We start from the raw sequence: 16969 nt of genomic DNA, 5'->3' as shown, positions 1-16969 counted from the left end.
GTAGAATCCAGTTTGTAAATAAACAGTACGCCAGCAACAAACCCGGAGGCCAGATGCACCGCTGCCTGATCATAGAAGACGATACGCATAATGCGCTCTACATAGCCAAAGGGCTAAAGGAGATAGGCTACGATGCGACCGTCTGTGCGGATGGTATCGACGGTATGGAACTGGCAGTCAGTGGTGAATGGGATGTGATCATCCTCGATCGCATGTTGCCGCAAGGTATAGACGGCTTATCAATCCTTACCGCCCTGCGCGAAATGGGCAAGCGTACGCCGGTGCTGATCCTCAGCGCGCTGTCAGCAATTGACGAGCGCGTGCGTGGCTTGCAAGCCGGTTGCAACGATTACCTGACCAAACCATTTGCCTTCCCGGAACTGGCGGCACGGGTGGAAGCGCTGCTGCGCTGGACGCAGCCGAATGAAGTGATACGGGAACTGTGCGTAGAAGACCTGAAGGTCAACCTGCTGACGCGCAGTGTTGAACGGGGCGGACGTCCGCTTAACCTGCAGCCACGGGAATTCCGCCTGCTGGTGTACATGATGACGCATAAAGGCCAGGTCCTGACCCGCACCATGTTGCTCGAATCGGTATGGAATTATCAATTCGACCCGCAAACCAATGTCATCGACGCCCATATCAGCCGCTTGCGCAACAAGGTCGACAAAGGCTTTGCGGTGCCACTGATACATACCCGCCGCAATCTCGGCTATATCCTTACCGCCAACCCTCAGACAGAAGCGGCAGATGAAAACGGCCTGTCGAAAACCGTGGGCAAATCGGCAATATGAAACTGCCCGGCTTCAAACTATGGGGATCGGTGGCCTTTCGCATGGCCTTTAACTACAGCGCGCTGCTGGTGCTATCCATGCTGGTGCTGTTGGCGGTCTTCTATACCCAAACGGTCAATGTGCTGAAAAACCAGATTGACCGCCATATCGCCTCCAATTCACAACGCCTGCTGAACGACTTCATCGAAAATGGCGAGGCTTCTGTCGCCCAGCAAATCAAGGATATCCTGCGCGACGGCGTCTATTCGGACACCGAGATCTATTTGCTGGTCAATCCCTATGGCGAAAAAGTCATCGGCAATATCCCATCCATCCCGCATAAAGCCAAGAACAAGGAAGGCATGGTGGAAACCCGCGTCATGCGTAGCGGGCGCGAAGCCATAGGGCGCATGTACATCCAGCAACTGCCGGACGGCAGCAAGCTGGTGGTCGGTAGCGATATCAATCACCAGCTTGAAATCGAAAGGCTGTTCGATCGTGCCAGCCTGATCGCAGGCTTGATAGGTTTGCTGATGTCGATCGCCGGCGCTTTACTGTTCCGGCGCGAACTCGGGCAAAGGCTAAGCGGCATCCACCAGATCGTCACGCATATCGAAGCGGGTGACCTGAGCCAGCGTATCCCGCTGTTGCAACAGGAAGATGAATTTTCCCGCCTCAGCCGCGATATCAACAGCATGCTGGACCAGCAACAACGCCTGATGGATGGCGTACGCCACATTTCCAACACCATTGCCCACAATCTGCGCACACCGATGACGCGTATCCTGCTGCGCTTGCGCAAAAGCGAGCACGAAGGCACACAGGCGCGCGATGAAGCACTGCAGTTCGCGCTCCATGAAATGGAAGACCTCAGCGTCATGTTCAACAAGCTGCTGAACCTGGCGGAAGTAGAGTCCGGCACCCGGCGCCAGACTTTCAGTTCCATCTCACTCAATGATGTCGTTGCCGACGTGCTGGAATTGTATGAACCGGTGGCAGAAGAGAAATCCGTGCAATTGACGGCGGTTTTCGAGGCAGAACCAGTCACCAATGGCGATCGTGAGCTGCTGGCCAGCGCCATCGCCAACCTGGTCGATAATGCATTGAAATATGCTGGCGAAAACGCCGCAGTGGAAGTCCGCACCACCACCGACACACATGGTGCGGCGATCATCGTGCGCGACAATGGCAGCGGCATCCCGGCCGCCGAATTATCCCGCATCGGCACCCACTTCTACCGCCTCGACCGCAGCCGCCCCGGCTACGGGCTGGGCCTGGCCAGCGTGTTGGCGATTGCGCGCCTGCATGGTGGCAACCTCGAATTTTCAGACGCAAAACCCGGCCTGATAGTCCGTATGACGCTGGCCCCCAATCCCGTCTAAAAGATTTTTCCGGTTCGAGGAGACCGCATTGTATCCGCACGCCAACACGTTACCGAATGGTAATGCCTACTTGCTCGGTTTTCCCTACCACTCCTCGTAAGATTGAGATCGCATAGGCTGCGTCTTTCTGCCCGGAGCAGAGATAACAAAAAGCCATGTACACACGCGAATCAAAGGATGAAGGTATATGCAAGGACTTAAAAAAATAACGATAGCCGCAGCATTGGGGACAAGCGTACTGCTGGCGGCCTGTGGCGGGAAGGAAACGCCACCGTCGCAAGAAGCGCAGGAAGCACGCGCAGCGGTATCGGCAATAAAGAATTCGCCTGACACGCTGCGCTATTCGCATAGTGCACCGCAATTGGTCATGATAGAGGCGCAAAACATTCCGGCTTCACCAGTGCCATTAGGCGACCAGTTAAGCGCACACCTGGTCTACGATGAAGACGTCACCGCACGCATAGGAGTCAGCATTTCCGGTCGCATCGTCGCACTCAAGGCGGCTCCGGGTGATGCCGTCAAGGCTGGCCAGGTATTGGCGGAAATCGATTCGCCTGACGTCGGCACTGCATATGCCGATATCAACAAGGCCAAAGCCGACCTCGATCACAAGCGTCGGGTCTACGAACGTGCGAAAGACCTGGGCGAAGGCGAAGCAATTGCCGCCAAAGACGTCGAAAATGCACTCGCCGACTATACGCAGGCACAGGCTGAAACAGCACGCGCCGAGCTGCGCCTGAAAAACCTCAATCCGAATGGCATGGTCATCCGCGGCCAGCGCATCAGCCTGTTGAGCCCGATGAATGGCGTGGTGACCGAACGTACCGCAACACCGGCACTGGAAGTCAGTCCCGGCATGTCGTCACCACTATTCGTCGTCACCAATCCCAAGCAACTGTGGCTGATGATCGATGTGCCGGAAAAAATGCTGAGCCAGATCAAGCTCGGCAGCACGGTTTCGGTCGAAAGCGACGCTTATCCGAATGAACAATTCAGCGCCAAGATCGTACAACTCGGACAAGCGGTTGATCCCAACAGCCGTCGTATCACGATCCGCGCCCGTCTCAACAATCCGGATGGCAAGCTGTTACCGGAAATGTTTGTGCGCGCTTCAGTGCAACAAGACAGTGGCAATGGTGTTGCCGTACCGAATAGCGCTATCGTCACGCGCGGCATCTACAGCTTCGTATTCGTACAAATCGCACCCGGCGAATTCCAGCAACGCAAAGTCAAATTAATCACACGCGGTAGCAATATCAGCTATGTAGGCGAAGGGCTCAAAGGCGGCGAAAGCATCGTCACCAAAGGCGCTCTATTGCTCGACGCAGAATTGAACGAGAGCGACAGCCATGATTGATCGTCTCATCGTCTTCGCGATGACGCAGCGGATTTTTGTATTTGTCCTGGTAGGTGCATTAATCGGTTTCGGTGGCTACGCATTATCCAATTTGCCGATCGAAGCCTTCCCTGATGTACAGGACGTACAGGTACGCGTCATCTCGCAATTGCCCGGCCAGGCCCCGGAAGATATGGAGCGCTCGGTCACCCTGCCGATCGAACGCGAAATGGCCGGCATCCCGCGCCTGACCAATGTACGCTCGGTCACCATGACCGGTTTGTCGATCGTGACCCTCACCTTTGCCGAGGATACCGACAATTACTTTGCACGCCAGCAAGTAACGGAAAAACTGTCCACCGTTACCCTGCCGAGCGGCGTGCAACCACAACTCGCACCACTCTCCACCGCAGTCGGTGAAGTCTATCGCTACACGATCGAAGCTCCCGGCTTGACGGATACCGAGATCCGCACCTTGCAGGACTGGACCATACGTCCGGTCTTGCGCATGACACCCGGCGTCGCCGATGTCGTCAGCTTTGGTGGCGCGATCAAGGAATACCAGATCGAAGTCGATCCGCTCGCATTGCGTAAATACCAGATCACGCTGGATCAACTGAGCCAGGCCGTCAACAATGGCAATGGCAGCGCCGGTGGCGGCCTGGTACGACAAGGTGATGCTTCGCTGGTGGTACGTTCCGCCGGTTTGTTCACCAGCACCGACGATATCCGCAAGGTTGTCATCACGGCACGCCAGGGTCGCGCGATTACGGTCGGTGACATTGCCACCGTGCGTTCGGGCGAACGTCCGCGCTTCGGCATCGTGGCAGCCGATCACCGGGACAGCATCGTCGAAGGCATCGTCTCGATGACCAAAGGCGGCAACCCATCCAAAATCAATGCAGAACTGAAAGCGCGGATTGAACAGTTGCAACCGCGCTTGCCGGCCGGCGCCAAGATCATTCCGATCTATGACCGTACGGAACTGGTCCGGCATACCGTCAGTACCGTTGCGGAAAACCTGATCATCGGCGCGCTGCTGGTCATCGCAGTCCTGGTGGCCTTCCTGTCGAGCTGGATCGCCGCACTGATCGTCGCCACCGTGATCCCGCTCTCGCTATTGTTCGCCTTCATCCTGATGAATGCACGCGGCGTCTCGGCCAACCTGATTTCCCTCGGTGCAGTCGACTTCGGCATCATCATCGATAGCGCCGTGGTTATCGTTGAAGCATTGATGGTCAGGCTGGCGGTTAAATCAGTACACGATACCAATCCGCACGATGCGCGCTCACATCGCTTGCACATCCTGTACAAGACGATGAAGGATATGTCGCATCCGGTACTGTTTGCCAAAGCCATCATCATCCTGGCCTTCGTTCCTATCTTTACCTTCCAGCGCGTGGAAGGAAAAATCTTCACGCCGGTGGCATTGACGCTGACCTTTGCACTGATAGGCGCAGTATTGCTCACCTTCACGCTCTTGCCGACGCTGCTGTCCTACGTCTTGCAAAAACGGACGCTGGCGGAGAAACACAAGCCCTGGCTGGAATGGCTGCAGGTGCGTTACCAGCGCGTGCTCGATTTCACGATGAAGAATGCGCGCAAGACCCTATGGATCTCGGCGATACCTGTGGTCATCGCCTTCCTGCTGGCGCCGCGGCTGGGTAGTGAGTTCATGCCCAAGCTGGATGAAGGCAATATCTGGCTGACCATTACGTTACCGACCTCCGCCTCACTGGAGACCACCAAAGATGTTGAGCGCCTGGTACGGGCCAAACTGCAGGCTTACCCGGAAGTTGCGCATATCATCACGCAAACCGGTCGCCCTGACGATGGCTCCGATCCGAAAGGGCCGAACAACCTGGAAAGCCTGGTCGATCTGAAACCACGCAAGGAATGGCGCTTTGGCAGCAAGGAAGAATTGGTTGCCAGCATGTCGGAAAACCTCGCGTCCATCCCCGGCATCACGACCAACTTTTCGCAAGTGATTCAGGATAACGTCGAAGAATCACTGTCCGGCTTCCGCGGTGAAATCGTCGCCAAAATCAGTGGCAACAACCTCGACATCCTGGAAGACAAAGCCGCGCAAGTCGTTGGTGTAGTGAAAGGCATACAGGGTGCGACCGATGTGGAAGCAACGCGCATAGGTGGCCAGACCGAAGTCGTGGTGACACCTGACCGCAGCAGGCTGGCGCGCTATGGCATCTCGATCAATGACGTCAATACGCTGGTGACACAAGCCATGTCAGGCGTCGCGGTGACCAATTACTACAAGGAAGATAAGCGCTTCGACGTAGTGGTGCGTATCAGTGAAAAAAATCGCAATAGCATAGATGCGATAAGCAACCTGCAACTGGCAGTGCCCGGCACCCAGGTCGGCAACGGGCCCGGCACAGTCTCACTGAGCGATGTGGCAACGATTGAAGTACGACAAGGCGCTTCACGTATCTTGCGTGAATCCGGTTCGCGTAGCGTCATCGTGAAGATGAACCTGCTGGGTCGCGACCAAGGCAGCTTCGTCGAAGAAGCACAACGCGCAGTGGCCGAGCAAGTCAAACTGCCACCGGGTTACGACTTGAGCTGGGGCGGCCAGTTTGAAAATTCACAACGGGCGGCCAAACGCCTGATGGTCATCATTCCATTGACCATCCTGCTGATCTTCTCGCTATTGTTCTGGGCCTTCCGCTCGGTACGCCTGGCCAGCCTGGTAATAGGCATGGTGCCATTCACCTTGATCGGCGGCCTCGCTGCACTCGGCTTGTCCGGTTTGCACTTGTCCGTTTCAGCCGCGGTCGGCTTCATCGCCGTTGCCGGGATCTCGGTGCAAAACGGTGTGATCATGGTGGAAGAAGTACTGTTGCGCGTACGCGAAGGTGCCGCAGTGGCTGATGCCATCGTGCAGGGTGCCGTGGTACGCCTGCGCCCGATCCTGATGACGGCCCTGATGGCCGGTCTCGGTTTATTGCCTGCCGCCCTGTCACGCGGCATCGGTAGCGAAACCCAACGCCCGTTTGCATGTGTCATCGTCGGCGGCGTGATCACAGGTACGCTGTTTACTCTGCTGGTGTTACCAGTTGCCATACGTCTGTTTGCCAACTTCTCTGAAAATGAAGATAGCAAGGATGAATTGCCCGCCGGCCCAACCGCCACTGCGAGCTAGGAGTAATCATGAAAAAGATAAATAAGACTTTCTACTCCGTCACAAGCGTAACCGCGGCAGGTGCATTGCTGCTGTTGACCGGTTGCGCCGTCGGCCCCGACTATAAGCGGCCGGAGTTGACGCCGTCGCAAGCGTTTTCACCCAAGCCATTGCCAGAGAGCACGAGCACTGCCTCAGTCAGTGGCGGTAATGCACAGCGCTTTGTCGTAGCGCAGGATATCCAGGCCGATTGGTGGAAACTGTTCCGCTCGCCGCAATTGAACGCGCTGATCGAAAAAGCATTTGCCGCCAATCCGAGCATAGAGTCAGCGCAAGCTGCACTGCGGGTGGCACAGGAAAACGTCTACGCGCAACAAGGCTTCTTCTTCCCTAGCCTGAGTGCCGGATATTCGCCTTCCCGCACCAAGATCGCCGGCAACCTCGGTGGCAATTCGCCCGGCGTACAAGGTAATGGCACGGTGATCAGCACCGTCGCCAATCCATCGGCGGCGGAAGGCGGCAAAGCGCCGTTCAATGCACCTGTGATCTATAACTTCCACACCACGCAACTGACGGTCGGCTTTACCCCGGATGTCTTCGGCGCGAACCGTCGACAAGTGGAAACACTGGAAGCGCAAGCCAAGTATCAAAAGCTGCAACTCGAAGCTGCATACATCACGCTCGCTTCGAATGTCACTGCGGCCGCGATCCAGGAAGCCCTGTTACGCGAACAAATCGGTATCCTGCAAACCATCATTTCCTCGAATGAAAAATCGGTCGAAATCGTGGAACGTCAGTTCAAGGCCGGTTATGCATCACGCCTGGACCTGAGCTTGCAACAAACCACCTTGCTCCAAGCGAAAGAACAACTGCCGCCGCTGCAAAAACAATTCGAGCAAACCCGTAATCTGTTACGCGCACTGGCCGGTGGCATGCAAGACAGCGACTTGCCTGAATCCTTCGACCTCGCGTCCTTGCAGTTGCCGGAAGACTTGCCATTAAGCCTGCCGTCACAAGTCATTGATCAACGCCCTGATGTACGCGCAGCGGAAGAACAATTGCATGCTGCAAGTGCGCAAATCGGTGTTGCACTGGCAAATCGTTTGCCGCAATTCTCCATCGATGGAACCTGGGGTGGCGCAGCCAGCAAGTTCAGCCAGATGTTTTGGAACTCAGGTCGCTTCTTTGAATTAGCTGCGAATATCTCCATGCCTTTGCTGGATGGCGGCGTGTTGCGTCATCGTCAACGTGCGGCCGAAGAGTCGTACAAGCAGGCAGCAGCACAGTACAAGGAAACCGTCATCACGGCATTCCAGAACGTAGCTGACACCCTGCATGCGATCCATGCAGACGCTGAAGCCTTGAAGGCAAGTGCGGCGCTGGCAGAAACTGCCAAGACCACGCTGACCCTGACGCAAAAACAGCATGCGCGTGGTTACATCGATCGCGTCGTCCTGATCAATGCGGAACAGGGATACCGCCAGGCCTCATTGAATGTCGCGCAGGCACGTGCAATGCGCCTGGGTGATACCGCAGCCTTATTCCAGGCACTGGGTGGCGGCTGGTGGCATCGCATCGATAAAGAAAAAACGGCAGCACTCGATCCGCTTGCAGGAAATAAAACTGCTGCTGACTAATAGCAGCACCTATTAATCGGCTTCATAAAAAAAGGCAGTCCAGCATCACGCTGTACTGCCTTTTTAATGCTTACGTTTGGCCCGGAACACCGACGTATCGCAATAAAAGTCCTTATCCTGATCCGGCCACCACCCCGGCACACCCAGCATCTGCAAAGGCGAAAAATCAGCGGTCGTCAGGCCATGTACCAACTGTTGCGCGACAGTCTGGTCCACCCATGCACACTGCCCGGACAAAGATAGGTCATCAGGCGGGCATGCTTGCGCCACTATCCAGGTATGGCCGGTAATCGCCTTATACGGTTGCACCAGCTTTTCCATCAGGGCATGGCCGAATAAATACACGCGGCAATCCTGCTCGAATTCTGCACGCCGCGTGACGAAGACTTCTTCCCATTCATGCTCGCGCAGGGCAGACATCAAACCCTGATTCGCACTGACCAGCAGCACGGCATTTTCATCGAAGATAGTCGCGGCATCGCGCAGCTTGCCGCGTGGCGCTATTACATTTGCGACAGAAGAGCGTTCAATTTCCTGCGCCTGCAGCAAATTCAGCTGTATCTTGATTTGTGGGAAAGTGAGCCAGACCAGTGCATTGAAGAAGTCGTGCAAATTATCCCGCGTCGGGACATGCCCGGTCTGGCTGATGTGCGCTTCATATGCAGTATCTGTCGGCAGCTCGGCTTGTGGCACGAAGCGCAAAGGCAAGCCGCGATGATTGTGCAAACCCATTGCTGTCGCACGTCGGTTCAATTCCTGCTGCCAGTCACCGGCTTGCGCCAACTCCTGCCCGACGGTCCGTACATTGGCCAGCCATGGACGCGACCAGTCTATGCCGGACAGGAAGGATGCACTCATACGGCGTTCAGCAAAATACTCAGACGAATTTCCAGCCTATGGTTTCACCGCCGTTCAAAGGCACCAGGGTCGTATTGCCCAATGGTACCTCGGCCGGGATTTTCCACTCTTCACGTTGCAAGGTGATGGTGCCGGTATTGCGCGGCAACCGGTAGAAGTCAGGACCGTTAAAGCTGGCGAACTGTTCCAGCTTGTCCAGCGCATCCGCCTGGTCAAAGGCTTGCGTGTACAACTCCATCGCATGCAGTGCGGTGTAGCAACCGGCGCAACCACAGGCATGTTCTTTCAAACCTTTCGCATGCGGTGCCGAATCGGTACCGAGGAAGAATTTATTGCTGCCGGAAATCGCTGCCGCCACCAATGCCTGGCGGTGTATTTCACGCTTCAATACCGGCAGGCAGTAGTAGTGCGGACGGATACCGCCCTTGAACAATTCATTGCGGTTGTACAGCAGGTGATGCGCGGTAATCGTCGCACCGACGTGACCGTCGGCCTCGGCCACATACTGCGCAGCATCCTTGGTCGTGATGTGTTCGAACACCACTTTCAGTTCCGGCATATCGCGGCGCAACGGTTGCATCACACGGTCGATGAACACTGCTTCACGGTCAAAGATATCGATGGCCGGATCGGTCACTTCGCCATGTACCAGGAAAGGCATGCCGACCTTTTGCATCATCTCCAGCGTTTTATAGCATTTGGTCAAATCGCTGACACCGGCATCCGAATTGGTCGTCGCACCGGCAGGATATAGTTTCACCGCATGCACGACACCACTTTCCTTCGCACGCTGGATTTCTTCCGGCGGCGTATTGTCGGTCAGGTACAGCACCATCAGTGGTTCAAACGACATGCCGGCCGGCAAGGCAGCCAGGATACGGTCGCGGTATGCAATGGCCTGTGCCGTCGTCGTGACCGGCGGCTTCAGGTTGGGCATGACGATGGCGCGCGCGAACTGGCGCGCGGTATCAGGCAGGACCGAGGCGATCGTTGCGCCATCGCGCAAATGCAGATGCCAGTCGTCCGGGCGGGTGATGGTAATGCTGGAAGGGCGATTTGTAGCGGATTGTGTGGTCATGGCGGCTCTTTCTTGGGACTGCCGCTATTTTACCCGTTCGCCCCGAAAAAAAGCCGTCCCGGCCATACGGCGGGACGGCTGGCGTGGCAAAAACCTGTATCAGTGAATAATTTTGGCCAAAAAATCACGCGCCCTATCCGAGCGGGTCGTGCCAAAAAACTGATCTTTTGTGCAATCTTCAACAATCAGACCCTTATCCATGAAGATCACGCGGTTCGCCACTTTCTTGGCGAAACCCATTTCATGCGTTACCACCATCATGGTCATGCCCTCGTGCGCCAGGCCCACCATGACATCCAGCACCTCATTGATCATTTCCGGATCCAATGCCGAAGTCGGCTCGTCGAATAACATTGCAATCGGATCCATCGACAAGGCGCGCGCAATCGCCACCCTTTGCTGCTGGCCACCGGAAAGCTGGCCGGGAAATTTATCCTTGTGTGCGATCAGGCCGACCCGATCCAGATACTTCAAGCCACGCTCCGTCGCATCCGGCAAGCTGCGCTTCAAGACCTTGACCTGCGCCAGCGTCAGGTTCTCGCTGATGGATAAATGCGGGAACAATTCAAAATTCTGGAACACCATGCCGATGCGTGAACGCAGGCCGGAGAGATTGGTTTTCGGATCCCCGACCGAAATGCCATCCACCGTGATTTTTCCCTGCTGGAAGGGTTCGAGACCGTTGACGGTTTTGATCAGGGTCGATTTTCCCGATCCCGACGGACCGCAAACCACCACTACATCGCCTTTCGCGACTTGTGTCGTGCAATCCGTCAACACCTGGAAATTGCCGTACCACTTGCTGACTTTGTCCAATTCAATCATGTTCTTGTCCTTATCGAATGATGGCAAATCGTTTTTGCAACTGCTTGACCAGGGTCGAAAGTGCGAAGCTCAGCACGAAATAAACGACTGCGACAAACAGATACATTTCAACTACGCGACTGTCACGTTGCGCTACCTTGACCGCAGCACCAACGAAGTCGGTGACGTTCAGGAGCGAGACCAGCGATACGTCCTGGAACAGCACGATGGTTTGCGTCAGCAAGATCGGCAGCATATTGCGGAAGGCTTGCGGCAACACCACCAGTTGCATCGATTGCCGATACGTCAGCCCCAATGCGTAACCCGCATTGACTTGCCCCTTCGAAATACTTTGTATGCCGGCGCGCATGATTTCGCAAAAGTAAGCCGCTTCAAACATGATGAAGGTGATGTAGGCCGAACGATCCGCGCCCAATTGCACCGGTCGTTCAGAACCGGTGATCGTCTGCAGGACGATGGGCATCAGGAAGTAAAACCAGAAAATCACCAGCAACAAGGGGATGGAACGCATCAGGTTCACATACGCGGCTGCGATCAGCGACAGCGTCTTGTTGCTGGACAAACGCGCCATCGCCAGCAAGGTGCCGAAAATCACACCGCCAAAGGCGGCCACCACGGTCAGTTGCAGTGTGTATTGCAAGCCTGCCAGCAGATAGGGCCAGGTGCGTGTGATGATTTCAAAATCGAGATCACCCATGTTTACCTCCCGCGATATAGCCGGGAACCGCCAGGCGTCTCTCCACCAAAGCCATCAGGCGATTGGCCGTCATGGCGATGACGACATAAATCAGGGTTGCAGCACCGAAGGCTTCGAAATAACGGAAAGTCATTTCACCCATTTCACGCGTGCGGAAGAAGAGCTCGACCAGGCCGATCGAATACGCGACCGCCGTATTCTTGATCAGGTTCATCAGCTCCGACGTCAGCGGCGGGATGATGATGCGATAAGCCATCGGCAACAGTACATAGCGATAGGTCTGTGCCGTCGTCAAACCAAGTGCATAACCGGCATTACGCTGGCCACGCGGCAAGGCTTGAATCCCGGAACGCACCTGCTCGGCAATCCGGGATGAAGTGAAGAACCCCAGGCATACGACGGCGGTCACGAATTGATGCTCGGTCGGATCCAGCGTAATCACCCACGCCTTGACCGCCGGCACCAGGCCCGGGACCACGAAGTACCAGACAAAGAATTGCACCAGCAGGGGGATATTGCGGAACAGTTCGACGTAAGCACCGCCCAGGCGAACCAGCCAGCGCTTCTCGCTGGTACGCCCGACACCAACTATCGAGCCAACCACGAAGGCGAAGATCCAGGCAAAGAAAGCCACTGCCAGGGTCCAGCCCAGGCCTGACAGCAAACTCTCCAGCCACGTCCCGTCGCCGTCAGGCACTTGCTCCAGAAAAATTCCAAGATCCATGCTGCCGCTCCCTTAACTCATTGCGTGCCTAGCTCATTGGCAAGGTTCTCGTGTGCTGCAATTACACGCCCTTGTCGCTCGGATTCTTGAATGCTTCCTCGATAGGTGGCGTCATCGGGAAATTGATGTTCAAACCTTTAGGTGGAATCGGGGTGGTAAACCATTTGGCGTAAATCTTGTTGATCTCGCCCGACTTCATCACCGCACCTATCGATTTATCCACCAACGCCTTGAACTGCGGATCATCCTTGCGCAACATCATGCTGTACGGTTCCTGGCTCAGCGATTCCGGCAGGATCTTGTAATCGGCGGGACGCTTGGAGTTCGCAATCTGTCCGGCCAACAGGATGTTGTCCATGACGAAGGCCACTGCCCTGTCATCCGCCATCAGCAGGAAAGCTTCGGCGTGATCCTTGCCATAGATTTCCTTGACCTGGATATTTTCGGTTTTCTTGTAACCCTTCAGCAGCGGCACCGAGGTGGTACCGGAAGTCGTAGAGATAGTCTTGCCGTTGAGGTCGGCCAGGGTATTGATATTCGAAGTCTTCTTAACGGCAGCGGTCACATTGATCACGAAATAATTCGGGCCAAAAGAAACCTGTTCCTGCCTGACCTTGGAATTGGTGGTGGAGCCACACTCAAGATCAATAGTGCCGTTGCGCAAGAGTGGGATACGGTTGCTTGACGTCACCGGTTGCATCACTACTTTCAGGTTCGGCAGCTTCAGGTCCGCTTTGACCGTATCGACTATCTTCATGCACAGGTCGACCGCATAACCGATAGGTTGTTGCTTGTCGTCAAGAAATGAAAAAGGGATAGACGATTCACGGTAACCGATAGTGATCGAATTCGTGTCCTTGATTTTCTTCAGCGTACCGCCCAGGTCCTGCGCCTGCACCGTCACCAGGGGGCTGCCCATCAAACCAGCAGTCGCTGTTAGCAGAAGTAATTTTTTCAATTCCATGATGTCTCCTTCAGGCACGTCATCAGTTTAAAAGTATCTGGCAAATTTCAGGCCAGCTCAGTTTATCTCAAGCACCAGCAATTTATAAAGCACGGTTTCAAGGCATGGATCAAGGATACAAACCGCGCATTTCGCGCGCCTGCAATACACGCGTACAACCGACAATGAAAGCCGCGGTACGCAAAGACACTTTCTTTTCTTCCGCCAGTGCCCACACTGCCGCAAAAGCTTCGCGCATGATGCGCGTCAGGCGCGAATTGATTTCATCTTCAGTCCAGAAAAAGCTGGAGAAATCCTGTACCCATTCAAAGTAACTGACCGTCACGCCACCGGCATTCGCAATCACGTCCGGCACCAGCAATATACCCCTGTCATGCAGGATATCATCGGCCTCCGGCGTGGTCGGACCATTTGCACCTTCCAGCACAATGCTGGCTTTGATCTGCGCCGCATTATCACGATTGATTTGCTGTTCCAGTGCAGCAGGCACCAGAATGTCGCAATCCAGGCCCCAGAACTGGGCTGCATCATCCAGCTGCTCCGCATCGGGGAAACCGGCGACACTGCCATGCTGTGTGACATACGCCTGCAATGCCACAATATCGAGGCCGCTGTTACGCACCACGGTTGCCGCATGGTCCTGCACTGCCACCACCTTCGCACCGGCGGCGGCAAACAAGCGTGCCGCGACACCGCCGACATTGCCGAAGCCCTGCACTGCAATGCGTGCGCCCTTGATCTCCAGCCCGCGTTTGCCGGCCGCTTCACAGCCGACAACAAACACGCCACGACCGGTCGCCTCATGCCGCCCGAGGCTGCCACCCAGCGATATCGGCTTGCCGGTGACAACGCCGGAAGCGGTGCTGCCCTGGTTCATCGAATAGGTATCCATCATCCACGCCATGATTTGTTCATTGGTGTTGACGTCGGGTGCGGGAATATCCTTGTTGGGACCGATGATGATATTGATTTCGCTGGTATAACGCCGTGTCATGCGTTCCAGCTCTGCCCTCGACAAGGTCTTGGGATCGACGCGTATGCCGCCCTTGGCACCGCCGTAGGGCACATTCACAGCCGCATTTTTGATGGTCATCCAGGCTGACAGGGCCATCACTTCGGACAGGCTCACATCCTGATGGAAACGCACACCACCCTTGCCTGGACCGCGTGAAGTATTGTGCTGTACCCGGTAACCTTCAAAGTGCGCAACAGTACCGTCATCACGTTCGATCGGCACATCCACGATCAGGATACGTTTCGGCCGCTTCATGGTTTCCACCCAGCGCGCCAATGAACCGAGGTAAGGCGTCACCCGGTCGATTTGTTCCAGATAAACACCCCACGCCCCGATGTCAGGTGGCGTCAGATAGGATGGTATTGCGTGCTTGCTGGACATGACGACGCTCCTATAGTTTTCAGACCGGGCCGTCAACGATGGCGGCAAGCGAAACAGGCAGGGCAGCGGGACTTATTGATGCAATACGGACTTATTCTAATCCTTTATCAGATGCGTGAAACAAAACACCGGCCCGATTCTGTCATATAGAGCCTGCCGCATGCCTGTAGTTCCATCCGGCAAGCGGAGAATATCAATACAGGTCGAAAGGCAACCCGGACGCCGCCTTGTCTGCACCGTCAACAGCTTCCTCATCTGCACCTTCCAGCGGTGAAGCCAGCGCCTCATCCGGCCGCGCCTGCTGGCGCATCCACATCTGCGCATACGCACCGTCCGCCGCCAGCAATTGCATGTGCGTACCGCGCTCCATAATGCGACCTTTATCCAGCACCAGAATCTGCGCCGCATCCGCGATGGTCGACAAGCGATGCGCAATGATCAGTGTGGTACGGTTTTGTGCGATTTCCTTGAGTTGCGCCTGGATCGCCTGTTCCGACTTGGAATCCAGTGCCGAGGTGGCCTCATCAAAAATCAGGATAGCCGGATGTTTCAGTAAAGTACGTGCAATCGCGACGCGCTGCTTTTCGCCGCCGGACAATTTCAAGCCACGCTCACCCACCATGGTGTTATAGCCATCCGGCAGCGATTCGATAAAGTCATGGATATATGCCGATTGTGCCGCCGTCACAATATCTGCATGGCTCGCACCGGGTTTTCCATAAGCAATGTTATAAGCGATCGTGTCATTGAACAGCACGGTATCCTGCGGCACTATCCCTATTGCCTGGCGCAAGGAAGTCTGCGTCACATCACGCACATCCTGCCCATCGATCAGGATGGCACCCTGGTTGACATCATAAAAGCGGAACAGCAGGCGCGACAATGTCGACTTGCCGGAACCGCTATGCCCGACCACCGCTGTCGTCGTCCCTGCGGCGATCGTAAAGTCCACATCAAACAGGATTTGGCGATTTGTTTCATAACTAAAGTCGACATGCGAAAAGCGCACCTCAGCACCATTTGTCACCAAGGCTTGTGTATCCGGTTTATCGGCGATTTCCTTATGCTGATCCAGCAATGAAAACAGGCGCTCCATATCGGCCAGGCTTTGCTTGATTTCACGATAGATCACACCGAGGAAATTCAGTGGAATATATAACTGGATCATGAAGGCATTCACCAAAACCAAATCACCAAGGGTCATGGTGCCGCTGATCACGCCTTGTGTCGCACGCCACAAGATCAGCGTCACTGCGATCGCGATGATGCTGGATTGACCAGTGTTGAGCAGCGACAACGAAGTCTGCGATTTGACTGCCGCAGTTTCATAGCGCTTCAAGCCTTCGTCGTAACGCCGGGCTTCGTAATCTTCATTACCAAAATATTTGACCGTCTCGTAATTGATCAGCGAATCGATGGCCTTGGTATTCGCTTTGGAATCCAGGTCGTTCATCGTGCGACGGAAGTGGGTGCGCCATTCCGTCACGATGACAGTGAAGGCAATATAGCTGACCAGTGCCACGCCGGTGATGACGGTGAACCAGATATCGTAATGCAACGCGAGATAGCCGAGTACCAGTACGATTTCTATCAAGGTCGGCAAGATGCTGAACAGGGTATAAGAAATCAGTGAAGAGATACCCTTGGTACCGCGTTCAATATCACGCGTCATGCCACCGGTCTGGCGATTCAGGTGGAAGCGCAGTGACAGCGAATGCAGATGGCGGAATACTTTCAGCGCAATCGTGCGCACCGCCCTTTGCGTAACTTTGGCAAAGGTGTATTCACGCAATTCGGTAAACAGCGTCGTTGACAGACGTAATACACCATAAGCGATCAGTATGCCAAACGGCAATACCAGCATCGCCTGCGTGCTGCCAGGTGTAATCGTCAGGCTATCGATCAGGCGCTTCAATACCAGCGGCACACCGACGTTGGCCATCTTCGCCGCGATCAGGAAAACCAGCGCCAGACCGACGCGCCATTTATACGTCCACAAATATGGAATCAGGGTCTTGAGTGTGCTCCAGTCGCTGCGGTTGCTGGCAGGCGGAACAGGCTCGGATGAGACGGAATGGCGGCGCATAGGTAAGATTTATTCAGATAGTTTATGCTTCGGGTTCCGGATTGTAGCGGTTATCAAAATTATCCACAGGAGAC

At 55.3% G+C, this 16969-nt stretch carries 13 protein-coding genes; 5 read left to right on the top strand and 8 right to left on the bottom strand.

Annotated features, from left to right (window positions below):
- Positions 1-53: 53 nt before the first annotated feature.
- The 5 genes from ACFQPC_RS16900 (at position 54) to ACFQPC_RS16880 (ending at position 8267) form a co-directional block, all read left to right on the top strand.
- On the top strand, positions 54-794 hold the full coding sequence (locus ACFQPC_RS16900; RefSeq protein WP_382273021.1) for a response regulator transcription factor: 741 nt from the start codon (positions 54-56) through the stop codon (positions 792-794).
- 41 nt (positions 795-835) lie between these two features.
- Entirely contained in the window at positions 836-2155 is a 1320-nt protein-coding gene (locus ACFQPC_RS16895) for a sensor histidine kinase (protein ID WP_382273020.1), read from the top strand.
- A 187-nt stretch (positions 2156-2342) separates the two neighbouring features.
- Positions 2343-3512, top strand: a complete 1170-nt coding sequence (locus ACFQPC_RS16890; protein ID WP_382273019.1) for an efflux RND transporter periplasmic adaptor subunit — start codon at positions 2343-2345, stop codon at positions 3510-3512.
- Entirely contained in the window at positions 3505-6651 is a 3147-nt protein-coding gene (locus tag ACFQPC_RS16885; protein ID WP_382273018.1) for an efflux RND transporter permease subunit, read from the top strand. Before ACFQPC_RS16890 ends, ACFQPC_RS16885 begins: the two co-directional genes overlap by 8 nt.
- Positions 6652-6659: 8 nt before the next feature.
- Positions 6660-8267 carry an efflux transporter outer membrane subunit gene (locus tag ACFQPC_RS16880; RefSeq protein WP_382273017.1) on the top strand — a complete coding sequence of 536 codons (1608 nt, stop codon included), beginning with the start codon at positions 6660-6662 and terminating at the stop codon, positions 8265-8267.
- A 63-nt stretch (positions 8268-8330) separates the two neighbouring features.
- Here ACFQPC_RS16880 and ACFQPC_RS16875 read toward each other — a convergent pair whose 3' ends face one another.
- The 8 genes from ACFQPC_RS16875 to ACFQPC_RS16840 all read right to left on the bottom strand — a co-directional run bounded on the left by ACFQPC_RS16875 (position 8331) and on the right by ACFQPC_RS16840 (position 16895).
- On the bottom strand, positions 8331-9125 hold the full coding sequence (locus ACFQPC_RS16875; protein ID WP_382273016.1) for a DUF3025 domain-containing protein: 795 nt from the start codon (positions 9123-9125) through the stop codon (positions 8331-8333).
- A 19-nt stretch (positions 9126-9144) separates the two neighbouring features.
- Positions 9145-10203, bottom strand: a complete 1059-nt coding sequence (gene pyrC / locus ACFQPC_RS16870; RefSeq protein ID WP_382273015.1) for a dihydroorotase — start codon at positions 10201-10203, stop codon at positions 9145-9147.
- A gap of 99 nt (positions 10204-10302) precedes the next feature.
- On the bottom strand, positions 10303-11028 hold the full coding sequence (locus ACFQPC_RS16865; RefSeq protein WP_382273014.1) for an amino acid ABC transporter ATP-binding protein: 726 nt from the start codon (positions 11026-11028) through the stop codon (positions 10303-10305).
- A 10-nt stretch (positions 11029-11038) separates the two neighbouring features.
- Positions 11039-11725: an amino acid ABC transporter permease gene (locus tag ACFQPC_RS16860; protein WP_382273013.1), complete on the bottom strand. Its 687-nt coding sequence runs from the start codon at positions 11723-11725 to the stop codon at positions 11039-11041.
- Positions 11718-12449, bottom strand: coding sequence for an amino acid ABC transporter permease (locus ACFQPC_RS16855; RefSeq protein WP_382273012.1), 732 nt, complete (start codon positions 12447-12449; stop codon positions 11718-11720). The genes ACFQPC_RS16860 and ACFQPC_RS16855 overlap by 8 nt, the downstream gene beginning before the upstream one ends.
- Before the next feature lie 61 nt (positions 12450-12510).
- Entirely contained in the window at positions 12511-13413 is a 903-nt protein-coding gene (locus tag ACFQPC_RS16850) for an amino acid ABC transporter substrate-binding protein (RefSeq protein ID WP_382273011.1), read from the bottom strand.
- Between the two features lie 109 nt (positions 13414-13522).
- Positions 13523-14809: a Glu/Leu/Phe/Val family dehydrogenase gene (locus ACFQPC_RS16845; protein WP_382273010.1), complete on the bottom strand. Its 1287-nt coding sequence runs from the start codon at positions 14807-14809 to the stop codon at positions 13523-13525.
- Between the two features lie 193 nt (positions 14810-15002).
- On the bottom strand, positions 15003-16895 hold the full coding sequence (locus ACFQPC_RS16840) for an ABCB family ABC transporter ATP-binding protein/permease (RefSeq protein ID WP_382273009.1): 1893 nt from the start codon (positions 16893-16895) through the stop codon (positions 15003-15005).
- Positions 16896-16969 lie beyond the last annotated feature (74 nt).

It is taken from the genome of Herminiimonas glaciei (genome assembly GCF_042664955.1).
Classification (GTDB): domain Bacteria; phylum Pseudomonadota; class Gammaproteobacteria; order Burkholderiales; family Burkholderiaceae_D; genus Oxalicibacterium; species Oxalicibacterium glaciei.
The sequence above is the reverse complement of the archived record's forward strand: the minus strand, read 5'-3'. Positions and strand labels throughout refer to the sequence as shown.